This is a genomic window from Paraburkholderia fungorum (assembly GCF_046027215.1).
Lineage (GTDB): Bacteria > Pseudomonadota > Gammaproteobacteria > Burkholderiales > Burkholderiaceae > Paraburkholderia > Paraburkholderia fungorum_D.
Genome location: NZ_JAQQEN010000001.1, coordinates 602,371 through 625,932, shown reverse-complemented (window position 1 = coordinate 625,932; position 23,562 = coordinate 602,371). Strand labels below are relative to the sequence as shown.

Sequence of the window (23,562 nt, the reverse complement as noted above, 5' to 3'; positions counted from 1 at the left end):
GATAATAGCTGCTCATCGAATGTGGCCGATGTACTCGAAATGATCGGAATTCTGGCTCATGATCCGCGTTGGCTCCCCACCCCCGTAACGCCAGCAGAGCTAGATGCTGTACTAGAGAAATCGAAGCGGCTCGCAAAAAAGAACTATTACGCAAAACAGGCTAACCAGTGAAGAAGCGCTATTTCGTCCTTGGCTTTGTTCAGTTGCTGTTGATCATTCTATCTGGCTGGCTAAGACGGGCTTCGTGGAACGAAATTGATTTTGCTGGGGGGGTATGGCCCCCAAGCGTGCAGCTTTCGTTCTACTGTTTGGCAGGCTGGTTGGCAACGATTGCTATGGCAATCGGGTTTGCTGTAGTTGACAAGGCGAACAGAACGATGGTCGTTCTGTTCCCTGTTCTTCTTCTGCCGTCGATGGAATTCTTCTTGTGGCTCGCGCTGAGCTTTTAATCGCATGCATAGGCGAAGAAAAGGCGCGATTGCTCGCGCCTTTTTCTTTGGCTGCGGTGTGGTGGCCGCTAGTGGTAGTCCGTGCGGCGCGGTCAGCGCTTAAGTGCGGTAGCGCATTTCACTGTCAATGATTTCCTGTGGGCGTTACCGCGCCGCAGAATGTCGGCCCGCACATCGGGGTCGAGAAGGAACAGAGTGTCGGCAGCGATGAGGGAAAACGCCACTTCCTCCGCCACTGCGCGATCCTTGTAGAAATCAGCACAATCGACCAGAGCGTTCGCCAGGTCAGCATATTCCTTTTGCTGGACCTTCCCGGCAGGTATGTACGATTGAATGGTCCGGGCAAGAGCGGCGATGTTGGTGAACTGTGCAATGTGTCGCTTGCTTGTTTACGCCGACCGAAAATTCAGCCACATGTAGGGATCGCGCCGACTGAAAATTGAGCCGGGCAATCAACCTATCCTGCTAGTTTTTCTGGCAGGGTGTTTGGGGATGATCCCGATGACGATGATTGGCAAGGTGCGGCGGATGTTCCACCGCCAGAACAAGTCGGTACGCGAGATAGCGCGTCTCACAAGCCTGTCGCGCAACACGATTAGTAAATATCTGAACATGGATGTTCAGGAGGAGCCGAAGTATCAGCGGCGCTCGCAGCCGACCCGGTTGACGCCGTTTCATGAGGTGCTGGTGCAGGCGCTCAATGTCGATGCGCGGCGACCGAAAAAGGAACGCCGCACCGCCTGGATGCTGTTCCAGGAGATCAAGGCTGGCGGCTACGACGGCTGGCACTCGCGGGTGACCGATTTCATCCGGGCCTGGCGGCAAGGCGAAGGCAAGGGGCGACACTAATAAACCACTAGAATGCAAGGAAAGGCCCAAGAGGCCAGAACAAGGAAAAGCCAACGCCATAGGCCCCCTCCTGTAGGCAAAAAACCAAAACAAGCGCACACTATCTCACCGCTCCCACCTCTCGCGGAGCGAACAAAATAGCTATCTTGGAGCTTCATCATGGCAAAAGGTCAAATGCGCAGTAACCGTGAAGTCAAGAAACCGAAGCAGGCCAAGAAACCGCAACCGGCCACATCGCCCTCAGGCGCGCCGCCGATCCGGGTAATGCCAACCAGCTCGGCAACTCAAAAGAAGCACTAAAGAAGCAAGCCCGCCTCCGCAAGGCGGGCATCACACTCCAACCTCATTTAGAAATATCCTCAAACGCGACATCGCGCGCCTTTGGCCAGAATATGCCGGTGGCCACCCTCACAATCGCCATCGCGCCGAAATAAACCCAAACACTCCATTCACGCGAAAGCGATTCAGATACGCGGAAAACATCACTGAGTTCCGGCTCCAGGAATAAACCAACCGCGCCCGGATGCTGGTCACGAAACGCGATTGCGTCCACGCATCACGCATCGGCACGGCCAGGCGCCATGGCTGGGCAAAACCTCACACGACAGCATCGCGCCGCCCGGCGCCGGTTTATCGTGCATGCACTTGCCCAGCACTTTCGACATAGCTATGCTGACGGACACGAAAGCACCACGGGCACGTGCAGCGCCCGCATAAACACCCACTCCAAAAAACAATCCGCCCGGGATTCGCATGTCCACCACCAGTCTCTTTTTCACCGCCGCAGGCGTCGGCCTCGCGATTGCGGCGCCGGTCGGTCCGATGGGCATGCTGTGCATCCGCCGCACCCTGACAGGCGGTCCGCGCGCGGGCCTCGCAATCGGCTTCGGCATCGCGAGCGGCGATGCGCTCTACGGCCTGATTGCGGCGCTCGGACTGGTCGGCATCTCGCAGTTCATGCTTGCGTACGACCGCCCCCTGCATCTGGTCGCCGGGCTGTTCCTGCTCTATCTAGGGGTGCGCACGTTACTGCAAAAACCGCCCGCTGAAGCAGCTAACGAAAACGGCAACGGTAACGGCAAGCTCGCGCAAGTCGGCCGCGCCGGCGCGTTGCGTGCGTACGCAAGTTCGCTGCTGCTCACGCTGACCAATCCACAAACGGTCATCATGTTCGCGGCGCTGTTCACCACGCTCGCGCCACGCGGCGCGTTTTCTTCAGGCATCGCGTTGACGACGGTGAGCGGCGTGTTTTGCGGTTCAATCGCCTGGTGGTGTTTCCTCGTGACCGTGGTGTCGCTCGCGCGCCATGCAATCGGCAGCAAACTGCGCGTGGCGATCGACCGGTTTGTCGGGCTCATGCTGGCGGTATTCGGCATCGTCGAGATTCGCCGGGCGCTTTGAGCGCGAAGGTCCACGCAGCCTGAGCGCACGCCGCGGGAAAACCGCCAGACATCCCTATCGCCTGAGCCGCGTGCGCGGCGTGTTACTCCTCGATCCGCCACCCTGAGGGACGGCTTCATACGCAATTGCGGCAGTTTTGCGACAATAGCGGCTTTCGCCGCGCCGAAGCACGCGTATCCGCCCACCATCACAGGCATGCGCGCGCCGGCCTCGTCACTCAACCGTCCACCCCACCCGGCCGTCCGCGGTCCGCTCAATGGCTCTTCCCCACATCGATCTGCTGTATTCCGTCTCCGGCCTGTTCGTCGGCTTTCTGGTCGGTCTGACGGGCGTCGGCGGCGGCTCGCTGATGACGCCGATCCTGGTGCTGTTGTTCAATGTCCATCCGGCCACCGCGGTCGGCACGGACCTGCTGTACGCGGCCGCCACCAAGGCGACCGGCACGCTGGTGCACGGCCTGAAAGGCTCGGTCGACTGGCAGATCACGCTGCGCCTCGCCGCCGGCAGCGTGCCGGCGGCAACCATCACGCTGATCCTGCTACATCGTTACGGGATGGACACCCCCGGCGCGGGACGGCTGATCCAGATCGTGCTCGGCGCCGCGTTGCTGGTAACGGCGGTGGCGCTGGTATTCCGGCCGCAACTCGCGGCACTCGGCGCGCGCCGCCGGCGCCCGCCGAAGCAGGGGCGCACGCTCGCGCTCACCATGCTGACCGGAGCCGTGCTTGGCGTACTGGTTTCGTTGACCTCGGTGGGCGCAGGCGCGATCGGCGTGACGGTGCTGTTACTGCTGTATCCGCTGCTGCCGACCACGCGCATCGTCGGCTCGGACATTGCTCACGCGGTGCCATTGACGTTGCTGGCAGGCACCGGTCACTGGCTGCTGGGCTCGGTCGACTGGTCGATGTTGTTGTCGCTGCTGGTGGGGTCGCTGCCGGGCATCGCGGTCGGCAGTTTCCTGTCGTCGCGCGCGCCGGACGCGCTGCTGCGCAATCTGCTCGCAGCCACGCTCACGCTGGTCGGTGTGCGGCTCGTGCTGACCTGAAGGTAGACCGCCGCACCCACGCCAGGCGAGCTATTTGAAAAAGCGGCAGGTCAGGTCGCTTTCGAACTGCCTTACCCACTGACCGCGCTGGTCGCGATATGACTGCGTCCAGCCGCCGCGACGCACTGTGATGAGCCGCTCATCCGCGGCATCGCCCCGCGCCCCGCTCGCGCTGATGTGGAAATGCACCGGCGCAAAGCCGTGCCGCGCGCACACCAGTTCGAACGCAGCCCGATCGCGGATCGGCAAATCCGTATAGCGCAAAAGCGTGGTTTCCATGACGGCGACTCCGTTTCCCCATGCGTCACAGTACGCTGTGTGGCGCAGCAACTCTGTGCCGTAACGCACGCACGGACGGCTCGCTGCCTGTCTCGCGTTCAGCCCCGGATCGGCCGTCCCATCATCGCCACCTGAAAAAACACCGCCGCGAAAACAAATCGAAAAAAAAGCCCCGGCGCTATACCGGAGCTTTTCGACTGACATGCATCAGGACGGCACGCCGCGCTTGCGGCAGCTCGCGCGCCGATGCCAATACGATTACTGCTGCTGAACGTTCAGCTTGTTCGATACCGACGTCACACCTGCCACGCCTTTGGCCGCTGTACCGGCTGCATCGATCTGGCCTTGATCCGGCACCGAGCCCGTCAGGGTCACCGCGCCGCCGCGAGCGCGCACGGCAATGTTCGACACGTCGACGCCTTGCGTCTTGGCCAGCGCGCCACGCACCTTGCGGCCCAGTTGGCTATTGGCCTTCTTGCTGGACGTGGCGCTAGTAGCCGGCGCAGCCGTCGTGCCCATTGCATCGCTTGCCTGAGCGTACACATTGCACGCCACCACCATTGCCACCACCGAACCCAGCGTTTTCAGATAACCGACCGATTTCATACTTTCTCCTTTGACTCACATTGGACCGCATCTACCAAGCGGCTTCGTTACGACTACCGGCGGCCACGCCCGGCGCGCGACAAGGCGCGGCTGAGCGACGGCCGACTATGGCTGCTACACGGTGTGCGAGAGGCGAGAGAGGCCGGCCGCCATAAGCCGCATGCGATGCGGTACGACAGCTGGCAAGCCGCGAAGTCCACCAGCGCGCCCAGTTCTTGTCAGTCGTGCCGGGTCACGCTGCGCGAACATCCAATCGCGGCAGCGATGCACAATTTAATCTAGCCGGGCCAGAAGCGCAAAGGGTTTAGTCATACCTGGCACAATGGCGGACGACTGGCGATGCACGGCGCGCGCGTTGTTCACGCGTTGTTCACGCGCTGTTCACGATTTGTTACGGGTTTGTCGGCGCCAGCCAACGCCCTCCGAGCCGTCGCCGGGCGAATCAAGGTACCATCGGCGCGACGCGCGCCCCAGAGCACCGCCGCCATCCTGTTCACTTTCGACCGTAGCCGTCACGTCATCCGATGAAGCCAGCCACCGGCCGCAAACGCCCTCCCCTTCTCGTCGCCCGCTTCGTGGCGATCTCATGGCGCGATCTCGCGATCTCGTTCGGCCCGATCCTGCTGGTCGCCGCCGCCGCGATCTGGCTCGCCGTCCGTCTGATCCAGCCCGCCCCGCCCAGTACGCTGACGATCAGCGCAGGCCCCGAAGGCAGCACGTTCTGGAACGCCGCCCAAAAGTACAAGGCCATTCTGGCGCGCAACCGCATCACCCTGAATGTGCTGTCTTCGGAAGGCTCGCTGCAGAATCTCAAGCGGCTCGCCGATCCGAAGTCGAATGTCGATGTCGGCTTCGTGCAGGACGGCGTCGCGCCCGGGCCGGAGAGCGCAGGCCTGATGTCGCTCGGCAGCGTGGCGTATGTGCCGCTGGCGATTTTCTATCACGGCCCCACCGTCACGCGGCTCTCCGAGTTCAAGGGCTTGCGTCTTGCCGTGGGCGCTGAAGGCAGCGGCACGCGCGAGCTGGCGCTCGCGCTGCTCAAGGCAAACGGCATCGTGCCGGGTGGCGCAACCCGGCTGTTGCCGCTGTCCGGCGACGAGGCCGCTGACGCCCTCGTCGCCGGCAAAGTCGACGCGGCTTTTCTGGCCGGCGATTCAGCTCAACCGGCGGTCATGGGCAAGCTTTATCGCACGCCGAACGTGCAGTTCTACGACTTCACCCAGGCCGATGCCTACACGCGCCGCTTTCCGTATCTGACGCAACTCGAGATGCCGATGGGCGCGTTCGACCTCGGCAAGAATCTGCCTTCCGCGCCCATCCATATGGTGGCGCCGACCGCAGAGCTGGTGGCGCGCGACTCGCTGCATCCCGCGCTCTCCGATCTGCTGATCGAAGCCGCCCGGGAAGTGCATGGCAAGGCAAACATCATGCAGCGCGCCGGCGAATTCCCGGCGCCGCTCGCGCACGATTTCGCGATCAGCGACGACGCCGCGCGCTACTACAAATCGGGCAAGAGCTTCCTCTACCGGATTCTGCCGTTCTGGCTGGCGAGTCTCGCCGACCGGCTGCTGGTAGTCGTGGTGCCGCTGATCGTGCTGCTGATTCCCGCGCTGCGTCTCGTGCCGTCGCTGTATGCGTGGCGGGTAAAATCGCGCATCTACCGCTGGTACGGCGCACTGATTGCGATCGAACGCAGCGCGCTCAGCGAGCATTCGGCCGCCGAACGCGCGACGCTGATCGAGCGGCTCGACGCGATCGAGGAGTCGGTGAACGGCCTGAAGATGCCGCTTGCCTATGCGGACCAGTTCTACGTGCTGCGCGAGCATATCGGCTTCGTGCGCGAGCGGCTCACGCATAGCCGCGACGCCCAGCAGGACGCGCCGGGCGAGCCTGGCGACGGACCGGATTCACCCGCAGCCACCCAGACCGAGGAAGCCGGCGAAGCGCCCGCGGTGCGCGGCGCAGCCGACGAGGCCGCCGCCGGCCACCCCGCTTCGGGCCCGGCATCGACTGAGCCGAGCCGGGCGTGACCCGCACTGGGCTCGCCGACGCCGGCTGAAAAAGCATATTTGACCGGTGCAAGCAGCCGCAGCACCGCGTAAGATCATTACAAATCCGACGGTCTGGCAGACGCGCCGTTCGGAACAGGCAATCCGGGAGACATTTATGACCGTTGGCATCGACGCCACGCAACCACAGTGGTTTTACGATTTTGTCTCGCCGTTCACGTATCTGTTGCTCGAGCAACACGACAAATGGCCGGGCTTCGACTTCGCCTTCACACCGGTCGTGCTGAGCGATCTCTACAGCCACTGGGGGCAGCGGCCGGCTTACAGCGTGCCCGGCAAGCGCACCTTCATGTACCGCCACGCGCTGTTTCGCGCGGAGCAACTCGGCATTCCGTACAAGATGCCACCGGCGCACCCGTTCAAATCGATCAAGCCGATGCTGCTCGCCACCGCCGCGAACGGCGACGTTCAATTCGTGCGCGAGATCTTCCGTTTCATCTGGCGTGAAGGCCGCGATCCGTCGAGCGACGAGGCCTTCGCCCAATTGTGCGAACGCGTCGGCATGCCGGACGGCCCGGAGCTCATCAAGAACGAAGAAGTAAAGGCGCAATTGCAGCGCAATACCGCGGATGCAATCGGTCTGGGCGTCTACGGCGTGCCGACCTTCCGTCTGAACGATCAGCTGTTCTGGGGCGAAGACGCGTTGCCGATGGTGCTGTACTGCGCGCGCACGCCGAACTGGCTCGAATCGAAAGAAGTGAAGCGGATCAGTTGCCTGGCTGAAGGCACGATGGACGACTGGATGTAGGCGAGGCGTAAGCTTCACGTGCATCGGACACACCGCGCATGGGATGGCATGCGCGCTTGCGTCGAAAAACCGTGCTGATGCCGGCCATACCGTGCCCGCTATGGCCGTCACAGCGCAAACGGGCCAAAGTGATACCCTTTGCACCCCGTTGCGCGTGCTGTCGCGCGGGCGGTCCCGCGCCACGCCTGAACCGGGCCCGATCCGCTTGCACCGCTTCGCCTAAACCATGGACGACACCGCCGCCTCCCTCGATATCTGGCTCGTGCGCGTTTTGCGCACGCTGCTGGTCGAGCGCAGCGTCACGCAAACCGCGCTGCGTCTGAACCAGACCCAGCCCGCCATCAGCACTGCGCTGCGCAAACTGCGCGAAACGCTGAACGACCCGATCCTCGTACGCGGCAAATCCGGCATGGTGCCGACCGAATATGGCGAATCGCTGCTGGCCTCCGCGCAACGCGTGCTGCGCGAAGTCGATTTCGTCGCCACGCCGCACGGCGACTTCGATCCAGGCCGCTCGCGCCGCACCTTTCGCGTCGCCGCGCCGGACTATCTGAACGACTTCTTCATGCCCACCGTGATCGCGCAGTTTCGCGAGGCCGCGCCGCACGCAAGACTGGAGATCGAGTCACTGAGTCCGATGCTCGATCATTCGGCCGCGCTCGATGCCGGCGAACTCGATCTCGTGATTGGCAACTGGCCGAAGCCCGATCCGCGCTTCGCCAAAACCGATCTGTTCTCCGATACCGTGGTGTGCCTGATGCGTGCCGACCATCCGCTCACGCGCATGCCGATGACGCGCGATGCGTATCTCGCCGCGCCGCATCTCGCGCCTACACCTTATAGCGGTGCACGCGGCGGTGCGATCGATATCGGCTTCGCGCGGGCGCACGCCGACCGGCGCATCGTCGCCACGCTGCCGTATTTCGGTCTGGTGCCGCAAACGCTGCTGCAATCGGATCTGATCTTCACCACGACGCGCCGCTTCGCGACGCACTATGCGAACATCTTGCCGCTGGCGGTTGTCGAGGTGCCGATCCCGTTTCCGCGCATCAAGTGCTATCAGCTGTGGCATCCGCAGCCGGACCGTCCAAGCGATGTCGGCTGGCTGCGCGCGTTGATGTCGCAAGTCTCGGACGGTTTGGTGGCGCACAAGGTACGGCGCGCGAAACGGCCGCACAAAAAAGAAACGTCAGCCGCGGCGGGCTGACGTTCTGGTCTGAAACAACAGGGGGCGGAAGGCTTCGGTTTGAAGTGAAGGGCTTGCTCCGAGCGCCTAAACGCTCGCGCAGAGCTTGCGCGTCACCGCCCGTGCCTCGGCGTGCTGCGCACGGATCTGCAGCAACTCGGCGCACACCGCAACCGCAATTGCCGGCGGCGCCTTGTCGACGATCCCGTCCACGCCGATCGGGCACGTCATCTCCACCAGCCGGTCGAGATCCACACCGCGATCCAGCAAGCGACGTTCGAATTTCACGCGCTTGGTCTTCGAACCGATCATGCCGAAGTAGGTGAAATCGCGCCGCCGCATAATGCGGGCGGCGAGCGAGAAATCGAGCGCGTGGTTATGCGTCATCACGAGGAAGTACGCACCCGGCGGCGCTGTGTCGACGATCACATCGGGCGTGTCGGTCGCTTCGACCTGCACGTTGGGCGGCGTTTCGTCGGGGAACAGTTCGTCGCGCTCATCGACCCACTGGACGACGCACGGCAAGCTCCCCAGCAGCTTGATGAGCGCGTGGCCGACGTGACCCGCGCCGAACAGCACGATGTGCATCGGCGCCGGACGCGGCACTTGCACGGCGCTGCCCCGGCCGATCTGAACGGTAGAAAAGTCGTTCATGGCGATCATTCCAGTGAGGTTCGATGTCTGCATGATGCTGTTACTGGCGTGCCGCCGCGGTAGCCGCGCGCACCGCGCCCACTGCCTTCAGGATCTCCTCGCTCGTCGCGGGCGCGTTCAGCGGCGGATTGACCTTGTGGTCACCCACGGCCGACACGGCATCACGCACCGCGAAGAACACCGAGAACGGCAGCAGCAGCGGCGGTTCGCCAGTCGCCTTCGAACGATGAATGCTGTCCTCCGCATTGCGGTTCTTGAAGAGGCGCACACGGAAGTCCGGCGGCGTATCGTTGACGGTCGGAATCTTGTAGGTGGACGGTGCGTGCGTCATCAGTTTGCCGCCCGCGTTCCACCACAGTTCTTCGGTCGTGAGCCAGCCCATGCCCTGAATGAACGCGCCTTCCACCTGGCCGACGTCGAGCGCCGGGTTCAGCGATGCGCCCACGTCATGCAGCGCATCCGCGCGCAGCACGCGCATTTCGCCGGTCAGCGTGTCGATCACCACTTCCGATACGGCCGCGCCGTACGAGTAGTAGTAGAACGGCCGGCCTTGCAGCTTCGACTGATCCCAGTACAGCTTGGGCGTCGCGTAGAAACCGTCGGACCACAACTGGACACGCGCGACATACGCCTTCGCGATCACTTCTTCGAATGGCACGATGACATCGCCGACCACCACGCGGTCGTGCAGGAAGCGCACGTCCACGGCGCTCACCTGCCCCGCACCGAAGCGTTCCGCCGCAAAGGCCGACAGACGTTCGCGCAGCTGACGGGCCGCATCCTGCGCCGCCTTGCCGTTCAGATCCGAACCAGTGGAGGCAGCGGTCGCCGAGGTATTGGCGATCTTGCTGGTGTCGGTTGCCGTGACGCGGATGCGGTTAAAGCCGATCCCGAGTTCATGCGCGACAACCTGCGCCACCTTCGTATTCAGGCCCTGGCCCATTTCGGTGCCGCCGTGATTCACCAGCACCGACCCGTCGGTGTAGATGTGCACCAGCGCGCCGGCCTGGTTGAAGTGGGTCACGTTGAACGCGATGCCGAACTTGACCGGTGTGAGCGCGAGGCCCTTCTTCAGCACTTCATTGTTGGCATTGAACTCGTTGATCGCCGCACGGCGCGCGCGATATTCGCTGGTCGCTTCGAGTTCGTCGATCAGCTCGTGAATCACGTTGTCTTCGACCACCTGGCCGTACGGCGTCTGATTGCGTTCAGTCTTGCCGTACAGATTGCGACGGCGCACGTCCAGCGAATCTTCGCCCACCGAGCGCGCGACGTTGTCCATGATGTATTCGATTGCGAACGCGCCTTGCGGGCCGCCGAAGCCGCGGAACGCAGTGTTCGACTGCGTGTTGGTCTTGCCGCAGAAGCCGTCGATCGACACGTCGGAGAGCCAGTACGCGTTGTCGAAGTGGCACAGCGCGCGCGTCATCACCGGACCGGACAGGTCGGCGGAGAAGCCGCAACGCGAGGTCATGTCGACGCTCACGCCGTCGATCACGCCCTTGTCGTCGTAGCCCACTTCATACGTGTAGTGGAAATCGTGGCGCTTGCCGGTGACCATCATGTCGTCGTCGCGGTCCGGACGCAGCTTGACCGGGCACAGCAGCTTCCATGCAGCGAGCGCCGCGCAGCAGGCGAACAGCCCCGATTGCGATTCCTTGCCGCCAAAGCCACCGCCCATCCGTCGGCATTCGATCAGCACGTTGTGCGAGGCCACGCCCAATGCGTGCGCGACCATGTGCTGCATTTCGGTCGGGTGCTGCGTCGAACAGTAGACGTGCATGCCGTCGTCGTCTTTCGGCACCGCGTATGAAATCTGGCCTTCCAGATAGAACTGTTCCTGCCCGCCGAGCAGCATCTCGCCGGCTTCCCGATGCGCCGCACGGGCGATTTTCGTAGCGGCTTCGCCGCGCGCGAGTTTCATCGGCGGCAGCACGTGCTGGTTCGCGGCGCGGGCTTGCTGCGCGGTGAGAATCGCCGGCAATTCTTCGTAGACCACATCGGCGCGCCGTGCAGCCAGACGCGCGGTTTCGTGCGAGGTCGCGACCACGATGAACATCGGCTGGCCGACGTATTGCACCACGCCGTCCGCGAGAATCGGGTCGTCGCCGTGGATGATCGGGCCGACGTCGTTCACGCCGGGGATATCGCCGGCGGTAAAGATCGCCACCACGCCGGGCGTCGCGCGCACTTTCTCGAGCGACATCGAGACGACCTTCGCATGCGCTTTCGACGACAGGCCGAGCGCGGCGTGCAGCGTGCCGGCGAGCGTCGGGATGTCGTCGGTGTAGGTGGCGCGGCCGCTCACGTGCAGATGCGCGGACTCGTGCGGACGCGAGACGTGCACCTGGGTAAAGTTGTCGAGATCCTGAAGGTCTTTCAGGAACGGTTCAGCGTGCTGATTCATTCTGTGTTCTCCGTATGCTCGTGGCGTCTCAGGCGCTCGCGCCGGCCGGTGCGCAAGCAGCGGCTACCGCGCGCACATCCAGCGCGCTCTTCGGCAGCGGATTGTGCGGACGCGTTTCGAGCCAGAAGCGGTACAACGTGTTCTTCGCCGCTTCGAGGCGATAGTTGCTGGTGGCGCGCATGTCGCTAAGCGGCGCGTAGTCGTTGCCCAGCGCGAGCATCGCGGCCTGCGCAGTGGCTTCATGCCATTCGGCGTCGCGCAGCACGGCTTCAGCGTGCGTGGCGCGCCTGGACGTGGCGGCCATGCCGCCGAACGCGATGCGCGGCTCGCGGATCAGGTTGCCGTCGGCGATAAACGAGAACGCGGCGCACACGGCCGAGATGTCCGAGTCGAAGCGCTTCGAGAGTTTATAGGTGCGAAATTGCAGGTTCTTGCGCACGCCGGTGCGCGTCGGCACTTTCAGCCCAACCACGAACTCATGCTCCGCCATGTCCTTCTTCTGGTACGCGAGGTACAGATCTTCAAGCGGCATTTCGCGTTCGATCTCGCCGCCGCGCACGATCACATGCGCGCCGAGTGCGATCAGGCCCGGCATCGAGTCGCCGATCGGCGAGCCGTTGGCAATGTTGCCGCCCAGCGTGCCCGCATTGCGGATCGGCAGCGACGCAAAGCGCTGCCACATTTCGTTCAGTTCCGGGTACTGCTTCGCGATTTCCGCATAGGCGCTTTCGACCGACACGCCGGCGCCGATCTCGATCCAGTCGTCATTGGTTTCGAGCTTTTGCAGCTCGGCGATCTGGCCCACGTAGACGATATTGCCGAGCTCGCGCATCTGCTTGGTGACCCACAGGCCGATGTCGGTACTGCCGGCGAGAATGCGGGCCGCCGGCTCGGCTTCCTTGATCTTCGCGAGCGCCGCGACCGTGCGCGGCGCGTCGAACTGCTGGCCGGCGTGCGTGTAGTGGAAAGTGTCTTTGCGTTCGAGCGTGGCGAGCGTCTTCGACAGCGCTTCGACATTGACCGGCGCTTTCGGCGCGGGCGCTTCGAACATGCGCACCGCCGCGTCGACGATCGGGCGGTAGCCGGTGCAGCGGCACAGATTGCCGGTCAGCGCGTTGCTGATCGCGTCGCGCGACGGCACAGTCCTGTTCGCGCAGCTGTGTTCGTGGCCGTGCTTTTCGTACAGCGACCACATCGACATGATGAAACCAGGCGTACAAAACCCGCACTGCGAGCCGTGGCACTCGACCATGGCTTCCTGCACCGGATGCAGCGAGCCGTCCGGCTGGCGCAGGTCTTCGACGGTGAAGAGCGCACGGCCGTCGAGCGTCGGCACGAACTGGATGCAGGCGTTGACCGCCTTGAAGCTGATCGCGCCGGCTTCGTCGCGCTCACCGATTACGACCGTGCACGCGCCGCAATCGCCTTCGGCGCAGCCTTCCTTGGTGCCGGTGCAATGCGCGTCTTCGCGCAAATACTGCAGGACGGTGCGGGTGACGGGCGCATCCTTGATCTCGCGGATCGCGTTGCGGTGGTAGAAGCGAATCGGCTCAGTCATGTCTCGTTACTCTCGAATGTTCTGTGTCCGTGGGGACGTGCTGCAGTGATGGTTCGAAAACTATCACCATCAATAAATACAACCCATAGCAGCGATCGCATGCGGGACATATCGTCGAATCGATATAGAGATGGCTTTGGGGGGCGGTTGACTTATGTTGTCACGTCATTATTCCAATATTTTCTATGTTTATATTGATTTAATGACACTTCGCTTTGCGTTGAAGGTGGCGCTTGAGGTCGGAAAACATCGTTTTCCCGACCACTATATCGATCCGGCACCGTTATTCAGGCCAGAAAAATATTAAGCAACCCCTGCAAGGGAATCGGTTCCATGGGAAAATCACGCCTTCCCGCCGATTTCAAGTCTCGTTTTCCCCATGTCCAGCAACTCAGCGACACCTCGCAGCGAATTTGCGACGACCATGCAGATCATTCCGGTCGTCTTTTTCACGTTTATTTGCTATTTGACGATCGGCATTCCGCTGGCGGTGCTGCCAGGCTACGTCCACGACGACCTGGGTTACAGCGCGGTGCTGGCCGGTGCGGCGATCAGCGTGCAATACCTGGCGACGCTGGCATCGCGGCCGCTGGCCGGCCGTTCGGCCGATACGATAGGTCCGAAGCGGACCGTTTCGATCGGTTTGCTGGGGTGTGGCGCGAGCGGCGTGTTGTTGTTGCTGGCGGTGTTGTGCGGGCGTTGGCCGATCCTGAGCCTCGCCTTGCTGGTGTGCAGCCGCCTGGTGCTTGGATGCGGCGAAAGCCTGTGCGGGACGGGCGCGATCTTGTGGGGGATTGGCCGCGTGGGCACGAGCAACAATGCCCGGGTGATCTCGTGGAACGGCATCGCGACTTATGGCGCGCTGGCGATTGGCGCGCCGCTCGGCGTGGCGATTCAGCACACGGTTGGGTTTGCCGCACTGGGGATTCTGGTGATTCTGCTGGCCGCGCTCGGGTTTTATCTGGCCAGGTTGATCGCGCCCGTGCCGGTCGTGCACGGTGAGCGCATGTCGTACCGGAGCGTATTCACGCGGGTGTTGCCGCACGGGATTGGTCTGGCGCTTGGCTCCGCCGGGTTTGGGTCGATTGCCACGTTCATTACGCTGTTTTATGCCGCGAAGCATTGGCCGAATGCGGCCTTGTCGCTGACGGTTTTTGGCACGCTGTTCATTGGCTCACGGTTGTTATTTGCGAACACGATCAAAACCTACGGCGGATTCCGCGTGGCGATCGTTTCGTTTTCGTTTGAATGTGCCGGGTTGTTGATGTTGTGGCTCGCGCCCGAGCCGCATATCGCCCTAGCGGGGGCGGCTTTGACCGGCTTCGGGTTTGCGCTGGTGTTTCCCGCTCTGGGTGTCGAGGCAGTCGGACTCGTGCCGCCGGCGAGCCGCGGCGCCGCGCTGTCCGCTTATTCGGTGTTTCTCGATTTGTCGCTGGGCATTACCGGGCCGCTAGCCGGCTATATCGCCGGCGAATTTGGCTACGGATCGGTGTTCCTGTTCGCAGCCGTGGCTTCCGCCCTCGCTGTCGCGCTGTCCACGATGATGTATCTGCGCAATGCGCGTGTGCCGAACGCGCCTGCCGCGACCTGATTCTGCTGGTTCGCTTCAGGCGTGCTGCGTGTGCCGTGCCCATTCCGGCACGGCACGGCTTGAGTGCACAACAGAAAATAGGACTGGTCCTATTGTCGCAGGCCACGCGATTGCACTAGAAGCTTCCTTGTCGACGACCTACAATCGCCACCACCCGCTCTCTCTTCACGCGTTATTCATTCAATATTCCTAATCAATTCGCATTGATGGAAGACTTTCCCGTTGCCTCGATCTTCTCTTCAGGAGTCAGTCATGAAAGTACGTATCGTGATCTGGGTCACGCTGGTGCTGGCGGCCGGTGCGGCCCACGCCGGCGACCAATTCAACGTGCAGTGCGCCTATTCGCATACCTTGCCGGACGATCCCATCATTCACCCCGGGCAACCCGGACAATCTATGGTGCATGACTTCTTCGGCAATTCAACCACTGACGCTTACAGCACTTACGGTTCACTGAACAGCAACAAGCTCACGACCTGTGATTCAAATGCGGATCGCTCGGCCTATTGGGTGCCGCAATTAAAAAGGGCGTCGGGCATCGTCGTGCCGCAGTATCAGAAGACGTACTACAAGAACGATCAGCCGGTCGTCCCGCTTCAGGCGATCCCATCCGGGCTGGAAATGCTGGCGGGCAATCACATGGGTACCACCCAGAACCCGCATATCAACTTCCTATGCCGGGGAGGATCGTATACCACCGTCGCGCCGACCAACTGCCCGGTCGTGACGGACAGCAGTGGCACCTATTCCCAGTTCAACATCTCGGTGCATTTCCCCGATTGCTGGGATGGCAAAACGCTAGTGCCGAATCTGGCCAGCAAGGTTTCGAATATGGCTTACCGCAACACCGACGGCACCTGCCCAAGTGCTTACCCGGTCAAGATTCCCGAGTTGCAAATGAATATCGCGTACAACCTCGGTCAAGATCCCGATCTCTCCACCGCGCTATTGTCCATGGACCCGACGTTGGTGAGCGGGCAATGGGCCCCTCAATGGGGCAGCCTCTACACGGCGCACGGCGACTTTATGAATGCCTGGAAGCCGGACACGATGCAATACGTGATCGACAAGTGCATGAACAGGAGCACCGGTCAGGTGTGGACATGCGACAAGAGCATTCCGACCTATTACTCCGCGGCAAACGCGGACGTCTGGCTCGACGCCAACGGCGTCGAGCATCCGGTGGACTCCACACTGGTCGTGGCGCCAGGCAATGTCGTGCTGATCAGGTTCGCGACGCCAGCCAATCTCGGCGACTACCCCTACGCTAGCTCGTACCTGCAGACATTGGGGCAAAACGTAACGGATTCCCAACCCATCATGCTCGACCTTTACGCTGCGACCACGACGTGGGACGACGCGACTCATCTGCCGACGGCAGCGGCTTGCACCACGCAATGGATTGGCGGCATCTATCTTGACAACGCCTCGCAGGTGCGACTGAACGACGTCAGCCACTATATTGCGTTGCAGGTGGCCGCCAAGGCGCCGCAGATCGGCATCTGCATCCGCAATACGAACGCCCAAACGGCGCAGTTTTCGTCACGCGAGGGTTCGTGGGCGCCGGCGCTCTTCCTGAAGTGACAGAATCACCGCGATTCACGCCGGGCGGCAGACCGTAGTCATTCGGCGCCGCCCGGCAGGGAACGCGAGGGTAAGGCGCTACTGCCCCGTTCCACGCGCCCCGCCCGAGAGCGATTTTTCCAGCGCCGCCACACCCGCTGGCAAATCCACAACCGAGCCCAGATCCAGCATCGTTCGGCCTAGCGCGTGCAGCGTCCGGAACAGGTTGTGCTCGCGGCACTGCTCGCCCATTTGCCCGATACGCACGATCGGCAAGCCAAACGAGCCGGAAATCTCCACCTGATGTTGCCGCGAAATATGCCCACAGATGTCGCCCGGGCTCAATCCCTCCGGCACCTCGACGCCCACCACCGAATTCAGGCGGCATGCCTGCGGGGTGTACAGGTTCAGGCCCAATGCGCTAATGCCTTCCTGCAACGCGACTGAACACTTCAGATGCCGCGCAAACCGCTTCTCCAGAGTCTCGGCGCACACCAGCCGCAATGCCTCATGCAAAGCCAGCACACCGGACACCGGCGCGGTGTAGTGATATCCAGCGTTGTGCCAGAAGTTCTCCGCCAGCGAGGCATCCAGACACCAATGCGCGTTAGGCGCCGTCCGTCCCTTCACCCGCGCCCAGGCCGCATCGGAAAACGCGATCAGCGACACCCCGGGAATCGACGACAAGCCCTTCTGCCCGCCGGTAATCACCGCATCGATCCCCCATGCATCCATCTCGAGCGGCATCGTGCTCAACGTGCATACGGCATCGACAATCACCAGCGCGCCCGCGGCTTTCGCCAGCGCGGCAATGTCCTTCAGGTGGTAATTCCATACCGTGTTCGACGTCTCGCCCTGCACCACTGTCACGATCTCCGGCCGCTCGCGGCGGATCGCTTCGGCGATCTGGTCGAGGCTGGCAACCGAGCGGTCGGCGACGTCCAGCATGCTCACCCGCGCGCCGACGCGTCGTCCCATCTCCGCCATCCGTTCGCTGAAAAAGCCGTTCCTGATGCTCAGCACCCGCGTGCCTTCCCACGCAAGATTGGAGATCGCCATTTCCATCGCGGCCGAACCTGGACCCGCCACGCCCAGCACCCACTTCGAGTTGGTCTGGAACACATAGCGCGCCATGGTCTTCACCTGGCCGATCACCTTGACCATCGTGCTGCCGAGGTGATTGATCACCACCGTATTGGCCTTGGCTACCGCTGCGGGAATCGGCACGGGGCCGGCGCCCATCATCAATAACGGCTCTTCAGGAAGGATGGCGTCGAGCGATTCGACAACCGGACAGGGCACTGCTGTGGATGCGAAGTTGGATGATGAGGTCGGCATGATCGATACGTGAATGTCAGGGCGCAAAGGAGCAAACGGCCCCGCCACAATGACACTGGCGAGGCCGTTCGTCCGATCATTCACCGATCCGCGCGATTGCGCAAGTTTTTTGTCTATGCTTTATCGCGCTGCGTGCCCCCCATCGGCACGGATCGAAGCGTCACTTCACCTTGGTCTTGTCGAGTTTCTTGCCGGTAGCCGCGTTGAAACGCTCGACATACTCTTCGATCAGCTTGCGCACGGCGCGCCCAATCTGCCGATAGTCCGATTCGTTCAGGTTGGCCAGCGACACACGCCCCGACGGATGCTGTGTGCCGAACCCGCGCCCCGGCAGCAGCACCACTCGCGCCTCACGCGCGAGGCGGAACAGCAATTCGGACGGCTCGGTGTTCTTGAGCAGCCACTCGACGAACTCGCGCCCGAACATCCGCTCGCCAAGGAACTCGACGTCGAGAATCGTGTAGTAGTCGACCTGGTTCGGATCGTCGTCCGCGAACGTAATACCGACCTCTTCGTACAGCGCCTGCTTGCGCTTGCGGATCAGGCGCTTCAACGCGTTCTTGTACGCGTCCGGCGTGTCCATCAGCGAGAACAACGAGAACAGCACCATCTGCACCTGCTGCGGCGTCGACAACCCCGCCGTGTGATTCAGCGCAACGGTGCGGCTGTCGGCCACCAGGCGGTCGATGAACTTGAGGTTTTCCGGCTCGGTCGTGATCGACTCGTAACGCTCGTGCAGCTGCTTCTTCGTGTCCTTCGGCAATTCGGCGATCAGCTTGTCGAGCACGTTGTCGCGATGCGTTGCGATCGTGCCGAGACGCCAGCCGGTCGCGCCGAAATACTTCGAGTACGAATACACGAGGATCGTGTTCTTCGGCGCAAGCGCGAATAGCGAAACGAAGTCGTCGGCGAAGGTGCCGTACACATCATCGGTCAGCAGAATCAGATCGGGGCGTTCCTTGACGATGTCGGCAATATATTGAAGACTCTCGTCATTGATCTTCACCGAAGGCGGGTTGCTCGGGTTCACGAGGAAGAACGCCTTCACCTTCGGATCGCGCAGCTTGTCGAGTTCCTTCTTCGAATACTGCCAGCCGCTTTCCACGGTGGCTTCGAGATTCACGACGTTCAGCTGATAGTCGTTCAGGCGCGGAATTTCGATGTACGGCGTGAAGATCGGCATGCCGAGCGCAATCGTGTCGCCCGCCTTGATCAGGTGATTCTCGCGCATCGTGTTGAAGATGTACGTCATCGCCGCCGTGCCGCCTTCCACCGCGAACACGTCGAACTCGCCGACGAACGGATGGTTGCCGATCATCTCGCGGCGCAGATACTGCCCGACAATCAATTCGGATAGCTTAAGCATCCGGTCTGGCACCGGATAGTTCGACGCGAGAATGCCCTCGCACATTTCATAGAGGAAGTCGCCGGCGGAAAGTCCCAACTGATCGCGCACGTACGACACCGCGCCGCGCAGGAAGTCGATGCCGGCCACGCCCTTGTTTTCACGCAGGAACAGATCGAAGCGTTCTTCGAGGCCGTCGCGGCGCGGAAAACCGCCTACGCCCTCCGGCATATATGCAAACGAGCGCTCCGATTCGCGCATCGCAAAGAGGCCCAGTTGCCAGAACCCGTGACGCGGAACCGTCGCGAGAAAATTCGGGTTGCCGCGGCCGGCGTTCAGCATCGATGCGTTTGCGGGACGCGCCACCGCGCCACCACCGGCTGCCTTGATCAGTTCGTCCTTCAGTTCGAACGGGCTCAGCGCCGACAAGCCTGGCTTCGCCATATCGCCTTGTTTCTTGTCGCCTTTGTCTTTTGCCATGATGCGTTCTCCAGAAAGCAGGTGAATGACGCCGGCGCGACGTGCATGATTCAGACAGCGCCGGCGTGAGAGAAATCGAAGAATGCGAAACGCTTTGCGCGCAATAGCCGCGCTACACCAGCCCGACCACGAGCGGCCCGAGCAGCGTCAATGCGACGTTCGCAATCGCGTACGTAATCGCGAACGGCACGGTCGGCACGGCGCTTTCCGCCTTATCCAGCACGCCGCCGAACGCCGGGTTTGCACTGCGCGAACCCGACAGCGCACCGGCCAGAATCGCCGCGTTGTTGTAGCGCAGCACGTAGCGGCCAAACAGCATCGTCAACAGCAGCGGGAACAGTGTGACGAATACGCCGAGCAGGAAGATCGTCATTCCGCTCTGCTTGACCGTGACCACCGCCTGCAGGCCGGAATTCAGACCGACCACGGCGACAAACGCCGCGAGCCCGAAGTCCTTGAGCAATTGCGATGCTGCCGACGGCATCACGCCGTACATCGGATGCTTGCCGCGCATCCAGCCGAACAGCAAACCGGCCAGCAGGCAGCCGCCACCCGAACCGAGCGTAAGCGGAATGCCGCCCACGTTGAGGACGATCAGCCCGATCAGCAACCCGAGCACGAGGCCCACGCCCATGTAGATGAAGTCGGTCTTGTTGCTATACGGCAGTTCGTAGCCGGCTGCATCCACGGCACGCTTAGTGTCTTTCGGCGAACCGTAGAAGGTGATCACGTCGCCGTGCTCGAGCTTGGTTTCGGGCAGGACCGGCAGCGGCTGGCCGGCGCGCGAGACGCTCTGGATGTAGACGCCGTGACGCATGTCGCGATCCACGACTTCGCGTGCGGCGGCGATCGTCGTGTGGTTCATGCCTTTGCGTGTGAACACGCCTTCGCGCGTCTGCATCACGACGCCAATGTCCTCGACGTTGGCGATCTCGTTGCCATTCGCGCCGAATGCGACTACCGCCTCGCGACGGCCCACCACCAGCACTTCGTCGTTGAGTTGCAACGTGAGGCCGGGCGTCGGCTCGAGATTCTTGCCGTCACGCTTGATCCGCTCGATCGTCAACATGTCCTGATGCTGGGTCTCGATGGCCTTGACCGTTTTCCCGGCGCTGACATCGATCTTGTACGCACGCCCCACCAGTTCGGGCAACGCACGAATTTGCCCTGCTCCCAGTGACGACGAACCTGAAGACAGCTCCTTTTCCGCCTCGATCGAGGCCTCACGCAAGCCCTGCCCCATGAACTTCGGCAAGATGTTCACGCAGACGATGATCGCGCCGAGCGAGCCGAACACATAGGTCACCGCATAAGCAATCGCCACGTCCGACTGCAGCGACTTGACCTGGTCGGCGGGCAGGCCGAGACGCGCAATCGCATCGCCCGCCGTGCCGATGATCGCCGATTGCGTCAGCGCGCCGCCGGCGAGCCCGGCCGCCAGACCTTTGTTCAGATGGAACAGCTTCGCGCAGACCACCACGGTGATCAACGCGGAGACGGCGAGGAAAATCGCCATCGCGATCTCACGCAGTGTCTTGCGGTTCAGCGAGTTGAAGAAGCCCGGCCCGGAGTCGTAGCCGACCGCGTAGATGAATACCGCGAACATCACCGACTTTACGCCGTTGTCGATCGTCACGCCCGCCTGACTGATCACGACCGCCGCGAGCAACGAGCCGCCCACCCCGCCTAACTGAAATTTGCCGAAGTTGATCTGCCCAATGAAATACCCCACTGCAAGCGACAAAAACAGTGCGATCTCGGGTGATTTCTGAAAGATGCTATGTAGCCAGTCCATCGTGCCCTCGCTAGAAAGTTGGCGATACCGAGTACGTGTTGCGGCATGTGCATGCGGACTGCCGAGTGCTTGCATATGCCGGGTAGACCACGCGCGGTCTGGCTCGCCGCGCGCGGTACATCTGGCCGTCTAGCCGAATTTCCCGGCGAGGCCGACCACCAGCGGCCCCATCAACGGCAACAGAATGTTCGAGAGTGCGTAAGTGATCGTGTAGCCGATTACAGGCGTCGAGTTGCCGGTGACGCCGACCAGCGCGCTGATCGCCGGCGTGCTGCATTGCTGCCCGGCAATCGCGCCGAGCAGCATCGGTGCTTCGAGCTTGAGGAACATGCGGCCGATCCATAGCGACAGAAGCCCCGGCACCAGCACCATCAGAATGCCGGCCACCGGCAACGCAAGACCGTATTCGCGCACCAGCTTGATCGCATCGGGTCCCGCGGACAGGCCAACCGCAGCGATGAAGGTGGCGAGACCGAAGTCCTTGAGAATCTGTGCGGCAGCCGAAGGCAGCGAGCCGATCAGCGGATAGCGCGAACGGATCCAGCCGAATAGCAGGCCCGAGAGCAGGCAGCCGCCGCCCGTGCCCAAAGCAATCGACACACCGCCGATCCGCCCGCCCAGATGTCCAATCGCCATGCCGACCAGCACGCCCAGGCCGAGATAGACGAAATCGGTTTTCTGGGTGGCGGCGAGCACGTAGCCGAGCCGGCGCGCGCCGCGCTCGACGTCGGCCTTCGCGCCCACCAGCGTCAGCACGTCGCCGCGATTGAGCTCGGTGCCAGGCAGCGCCGGCACGGTCGTTTCGAGCCGGGTGACGGCGGCGATATAGACACCGCGCCCTTCTTCCGGCGCCGCCCGTTCGCGTATCTGCGCTACCGTCAGACCATGCGCCTCGCGGCGAGTGAGGACCACGTCGAGCTTTTCCGCGGCGATCTGGCTGAAATCCTCGCCCGCCACTTCTTCACCGACGCTTGCGGCCGCCGCGACGATGGCTTCACGACGCCCGCCCACGAGGATCAGGTCGCCGGGTGCCAGCGTCAGTTGCGGTTCAACCGGCACTCGCGCGCCGTTGCGCTCGAGTTGCTCGATCGTCAGGTTATAGCCGTGCTGCTGTTCGAACGCGGCGACCGTGGCGCCAGCCGCCGTGCCGACCCGGAAGGCGCGTGCTACGAGGGCTGGCGCAGCGGCGCGCTGACCCTCACCAAAGGCGCCGTCGCCGCCGAGCTTGTGCCATACGCGCTCGGCTTCGTCGCGCAGGTTGATGCGCAACAGCAGCGGCGCGAACTGACTCGTGAACAGGACGATGGTGATCAGGCCGAACAGGTAGCTGACGCTGTATGCGGTCACGATATTGGCTTGCAGACGCAGCGTCTCGGCGTCGCTGAAGCCGAGCTTGGCGATCGCCTCCGAAGCAGTGCCGATCACCGCCGACTCCGTCGCGGCGCCGGCCAGCAGCCCGGCCGCGGTGCCGGCGTCGAGCCGCATCACGAGGACCGCGATCATGATCAGCACCAGTACCGAGACGATCTCGACCACCGACAGCAAGCCATAGCGCCAGCCACGCCCGATATTGGCGAAGAACTGCGGGCCGCCGGTGAATCCCAGCGCGAAAATGAACAGCGCGAAAGCAATGTTCTTCAGATCCGGCGCCAGCCGCGCGCCCGTCTGCCCCAATAGCAACGCAACGATCAACGTGCCGCAGACGCCGCCAAGCTGAATCGGCCCCACTCGAAACGAACCAATGAAATATCCGATTGCAAGGCTTGCGAACAGCGCGATCTCCGGTTGAGATCTCAGCAATTCACCGATCATGTGTTGGCTCGCCAATTGACGGGTTTATTAGTAGAAAGCTGAAAAAATCGCTCGGGATTTTAAATGAGTTCGACTAACACCTGGACCTTGATCCAGGAATTACTCAACCGGCATCAACCGGTTCATTGAAAAGGGAATATATGCCAGTGCGATGACGCCGTAAGCGCCGGAGGCTGGATGCCGCAGTGCGGCGACAATAGTGAAATGCTTTTCAGAAAGCTCGACAGTCACACTTTCCTCGCAAAGTTGTCTAATGCCGTGAAGTTGTCTAACACCGTGAAAAAGACGCGCTCTGCTAATGGCCACCTAATGGCCACCCAATGGCCACCTTTTACACCACAGAATGCCCGTGCTTTTTTGGGATTGCTTTTTTAATAAATATTGTAG

21 protein-coding genes and 1 pseudogene are annotated in these 23,562 nt (G+C 62.2%); 11 read left to right on the top strand and 11 right to left on the bottom strand.

Going from position 1 to position 23,562, the window contains the following annotated elements; all coding sequences use genetic code 11:
* Window positions 1-167: 167 nt before the first annotated feature.
* From PQR27_RS02800 to PQR27_RS02785, 4 genes and pseudogenes are all read left to right on the top strand, one after another.
* The gene (locus PQR27_RS02800) at window positions 168-449 is read left to right on the top strand and encodes a hypothetical protein (RefSeq protein WP_408522202.1); all 282 of its coding nucleotides are present in this window, start codon (window positions 168-170) and stop codon (window positions 447-449) included.
* 137 nt (window positions 450-586) lie between these two features.
* On the top strand, window positions 587-892 hold the full coding sequence (locus PQR27_RS02795) for a hypothetical protein (RefSeq protein ID WP_408522201.1): 306 nt from the start codon (window positions 587-589) through the stop codon (window positions 890-892).
* Window positions 893-950: 58 nt separating this feature from the next.
* A pseudogene (locus PQR27_RS02790) lies at window positions 951-1,289 on the top strand (IS21 family transposase); the annotation flags it as partial.
* Window positions 1,290-1,457: 168 nt separating this feature from the next.
* A complete protein-coding gene (locus tag PQR27_RS02785) occupies window positions 1,458-1,598 on the top strand; it encodes a hypothetical protein (protein WP_408522200.1) in 141 nt (46 codons plus the stop codon).
* 43 nt (window positions 1,599-1,641) lie between these two features.
* On the opposite strand, the gene PQR27_RS02780 is transcribed toward PQR27_RS02785, so the two are convergent.
* Entirely contained in the window at window positions 1,642-1,851 is a 210-nt protein-coding gene (locus PQR27_RS02780) for a hypothetical protein (protein WP_408522199.1), read from the bottom strand.
* Window positions 1,852-2,051: 200 nt separating this feature from the next.
* Between PQR27_RS02780 and PQR27_RS02775 the strand changes: the two genes are divergently transcribed.
* Both PQR27_RS02775 and PQR27_RS02770 read left to right on the top strand, forming a co-directional pair.
* Complete coding sequence (locus PQR27_RS02775; protein WP_408522198.1) at window positions 2,052-2,699, top strand: LysE family translocator; 648 nt, start codon at window positions 2,052-2,054, stop codon at window positions 2,697-2,699.
* Between the two features lie 256 nt (window positions 2,700-2,955).
* Window positions 2,956-3,744: a sulfite exporter TauE/SafE family protein gene (locus PQR27_RS02770; protein ID WP_408522197.1), complete on the top strand. Its 789-nt coding sequence runs from the start codon at window positions 2,956-2,958 to the stop codon at window positions 3,742-3,744.
* A 30-nt stretch (window positions 3,745-3,774) separates the two neighbouring features.
* On the opposite strand, the gene PQR27_RS02765 is transcribed toward PQR27_RS02770, so the two are convergent.
* Together PQR27_RS02765 and PQR27_RS02760 are read right to left on the bottom strand one after the other, a co-directional pair.
* Window positions 3,775-4,023: a hypothetical protein gene (locus tag PQR27_RS02765; protein ID WP_408522196.1), complete on the bottom strand. Its 249-nt coding sequence runs from the start codon at window positions 4,021-4,023 to the stop codon at window positions 3,775-3,777.
* A gap of 258 nt (window positions 4,024-4,281) precedes the next feature.
* Complete coding sequence (locus PQR27_RS02760; RefSeq protein WP_408522195.1) at window positions 4,282-4,629, bottom strand: BON domain-containing protein; 348 nt, start codon at window positions 4,627-4,629, stop codon at window positions 4,282-4,284.
* A 524-nt stretch (window positions 4,630-5,153) separates the two neighbouring features.
* Between PQR27_RS02760 and PQR27_RS02755 the strand changes: the two genes are divergently transcribed.
* The 3 genes from PQR27_RS02755 to PQR27_RS02745 all read left to right on the top strand — a co-directional run bounded on the left by PQR27_RS02755 (window position 5,154) and on the right by PQR27_RS02745 (window position 8,653).
* The gene (locus PQR27_RS02755; RefSeq protein WP_408522194.1) at window positions 5,154-6,659 is read left to right on the top strand and encodes a TAXI family TRAP transporter solute-binding subunit; all 1,506 of its coding nucleotides are present in this window, start codon (window positions 5,154-5,156) and stop codon (window positions 6,657-6,659) included.
* A 136-nt stretch (window positions 6,660-6,795) separates the two neighbouring features.
* On the top strand, window positions 6,796-7,446 hold the full coding sequence (locus PQR27_RS02750) for a 2-hydroxychromene-2-carboxylate isomerase (protein ID WP_408522193.1): 651 nt from the start codon (window positions 6,796-6,798) through the stop codon (window positions 7,444-7,446).
* Window positions 7,447-7,672: 226 nt separating this feature from the next.
* Window positions 7,673-8,653 carry a LysR family transcriptional regulator gene (locus PQR27_RS02745; RefSeq protein ID WP_408522192.1) on the top strand — a complete coding sequence of 327 codons (981 nt, stop codon included), beginning with the start codon at window positions 7,673-7,675 and terminating at the stop codon, window positions 8,651-8,653.
* A 66-nt stretch (window positions 8,654-8,719) separates the two neighbouring features.
* Here the strand turns inward: PQR27_RS02745 and xdhC are convergent, their stop codons facing one another.
* From xdhC to xdhA, 3 genes are read right to left on the bottom strand one after another with little or no spacing between them, the layout of a single operon-like run.
* Window positions 8,720-9,286: a xanthine dehydrogenase accessory protein XdhC gene (gene xdhC, locus PQR27_RS02740; protein WP_408522191.1), complete on the bottom strand. Its 567-nt coding sequence runs from the start codon at window positions 9,284-9,286 to the stop codon at window positions 8,720-8,722.
* Between the two features lie 40 nt (window positions 9,287-9,326).
* Window positions 9,327-11,693, bottom strand: a complete 2,367-nt coding sequence (gene xdhB / locus PQR27_RS02735) for a xanthine dehydrogenase molybdopterin binding subunit (RefSeq protein WP_408522190.1) — start codon at window positions 11,691-11,693, stop codon at window positions 9,327-9,329.
* A gap of 28 nt (window positions 11,694-11,721) precedes the next feature.
* Complete coding sequence (xdhA, locus tag PQR27_RS02730) at window positions 11,722-13,251, bottom strand: xanthine dehydrogenase small subunit (protein ID WP_408522189.1); 1,530 nt, start codon at window positions 13,249-13,251, stop codon at window positions 11,722-11,724.
* A gap of 379 nt (window positions 13,252-13,630) precedes the next feature.
* Here xdhA and PQR27_RS02725 point away from each other — a divergent pair, with 379 nt between their 5' ends.
* Entirely contained in the window at window positions 13,631-14,842 is a 1,212-nt protein-coding gene (locus PQR27_RS02725) for an MFS transporter (RefSeq protein WP_408522188.1), read from the top strand.
* A gap of 252 nt (window positions 14,843-15,094) precedes the next feature.
* The gene (locus tag PQR27_RS02720) at window positions 15,095-16,426 is read left to right on the top strand and encodes a DUF1996 domain-containing protein (protein WP_408522187.1); all 1,332 of its coding nucleotides are present in this window, start codon (window positions 15,095-15,097) and stop codon (window positions 16,424-16,426) included.
* Window positions 16,427-16,504: 78 nt separating this feature from the next.
* Here the strand turns inward: PQR27_RS02720 and PQR27_RS02715 are convergent, their stop codons facing one another.
* The 5 genes from PQR27_RS02715 to PQR27_RS02695 form a co-directional block, all read right to left on the bottom strand.
* Window positions 16,505-17,743, bottom strand: a complete 1,239-nt coding sequence (locus PQR27_RS02715) for a pyridoxal-phosphate-dependent aminotransferase family protein (protein WP_408522186.1) — start codon at window positions 17,741-17,743, stop codon at window positions 16,505-16,507.
* Between the two features lie 160 nt (window positions 17,744-17,903).
* Window positions 17,904-19,568: a bifunctional aspartate transaminase/aspartate 4-decarboxylase gene (locus PQR27_RS02710; protein ID WP_408522185.1), complete on the bottom strand. Its 1,665-nt coding sequence runs from the start codon at window positions 19,566-19,568 to the stop codon at window positions 17,904-17,906.
* Window positions 19,569-19,680: 112 nt separating this feature from the next.
* Window positions 19,681-21,363 (bottom strand): aspartate-alanine antiporter, encoded by a 1,683-nt coding sequence (gene aspT / locus PQR27_RS02705; protein ID WP_408522184.1) that lies wholly within the window; start codon window positions 21,361-21,363, stop codon window positions 19,681-19,683.
* A 129-nt stretch (window positions 21,364-21,492) separates the two neighbouring features.
* A complete protein-coding gene (gene aspT / locus PQR27_RS02700) occupies window positions 21,493-23,175 on the bottom strand; it encodes an aspartate-alanine antiporter (protein WP_408522183.1) in 1,683 nt (560 codons plus the stop codon).
* 99 nt (window positions 23,176-23,274) lie between these two features.
* Complete coding sequence (locus PQR27_RS02695; RefSeq protein WP_408522182.1) at window positions 23,275-23,406, bottom strand: hypothetical protein; 132 nt, start codon at window positions 23,404-23,406, stop codon at window positions 23,275-23,277.
* Window positions 23,407-23,562 lie beyond the last annotated feature (156 nt).

What these genes read in the sequence shown, in the direction of transcription:
- xdhA (WP_408522189.1), bottom strand. Translation starts at nt 13,251, where the DNA reads ATGACTGAGCCGATTCGCTTCTACCACCGCAACGCGATCCGCGAGATC.
- PQR27_RS02770 (WP_408522197.1), top strand. Translation starts at nt 2,956, where the DNA reads ATGGCTCTTCCCCACATCGATCTGCTGTATTCCGTCTCCGGCCTGTTC.
- PQR27_RS02720 (WP_408522187.1), top strand. Translation starts at nt 15,095, where the DNA reads ATGAAAGTACGTATCGTGATCTGGGTCACGCTGGTGCTGGCGGCCGGT.
- PQR27_RS02765 (WP_408522196.1), bottom strand. Translation starts at nt 4,023, where the DNA reads ATGGAAACCACGCTTTTGCGCTATACGGATTTGCCGATCCGCGATCGG.
- PQR27_RS02775 (WP_408522198.1), top strand. Translation starts at nt 2,052, where the DNA reads ATGTCCACCACCAGTCTCTTTTTCACCGCCGCAGGCGTCGGCCTCGCG.
- PQR27_RS02745 (WP_408522192.1), top strand. Translation starts at nt 7,673, where the DNA reads ATGGACGACACCGCCGCCTCCCTCGATATCTGGCTCGTGCGCGTTTTG.
- PQR27_RS02715 (WP_408522186.1), bottom strand. Translation starts at nt 17,743, where the DNA reads ATGCCGACCTCATCATCCAACTTCGCATCCACAGCAGTGCCCTGTCCG.
- PQR27_RS02760 (WP_408522195.1), bottom strand. Translation starts at nt 4,629, where the DNA reads ATGAAATCGGTCGGTTATCTGAAAACGCTGGGTTCGGTGGTGGCAATG.
- PQR27_RS02710 (WP_408522185.1), bottom strand. Translation starts at nt 19,568, where the DNA reads ATGGCAAAAGACAAAGGCGACAAGAAACAAGGCGATATGGCGAAGCCA.
- PQR27_RS02750 (WP_408522193.1), top strand. Translation starts at nt 6,796, where the DNA reads ATGACCGTTGGCATCGACGCCACGCAACCACAGTGGTTTTACGATTTT.
- aspT (WP_408522184.1), bottom strand. Translation starts at nt 21,363, where the DNA reads ATGGACTGGCTACATAGCATCTTTCAGAAATCACCCGAGATCGCACTG.
- PQR27_RS02725 (WP_408522188.1), top strand. Translation starts at nt 13,631, where the DNA reads ATGTCCAGCAACTCAGCGACACCTCGCAGCGAATTTGCGACGACCATG.
- xdhC (WP_408522191.1), bottom strand. Translation starts at nt 9,286, where the DNA reads ATGAACGACTTTTCTACCGTTCAGATCGGCCGGGGCAGCGCCGTGCAA.
- aspT (WP_408522183.1), bottom strand. Translation starts at nt 23,175, where the DNA reads ATGATCGGTGAATTGCTGAGATCTCAACCGGAGATCGCGCTGTTCGCA.
- xdhB (WP_408522190.1), bottom strand. Translation starts at nt 11,693, where the DNA reads ATGAATCAGCACGCTGAACCGTTCCTGAAAGACCTTCAGGATCTCGAC.
- PQR27_RS02785 (WP_408522200.1), top strand. Translation starts at nt 1,458, where the DNA reads ATGGCAAAAGGTCAAATGCGCAGTAACCGTGAAGTCAAGAAACCGAAG.
- PQR27_RS02755 (WP_408522194.1), top strand. Translation starts at nt 5,154, where the DNA reads ATGAAGCCAGCCACCGGCCGCAAACGCCCTCCCCTTCTCGTCGCCCGC.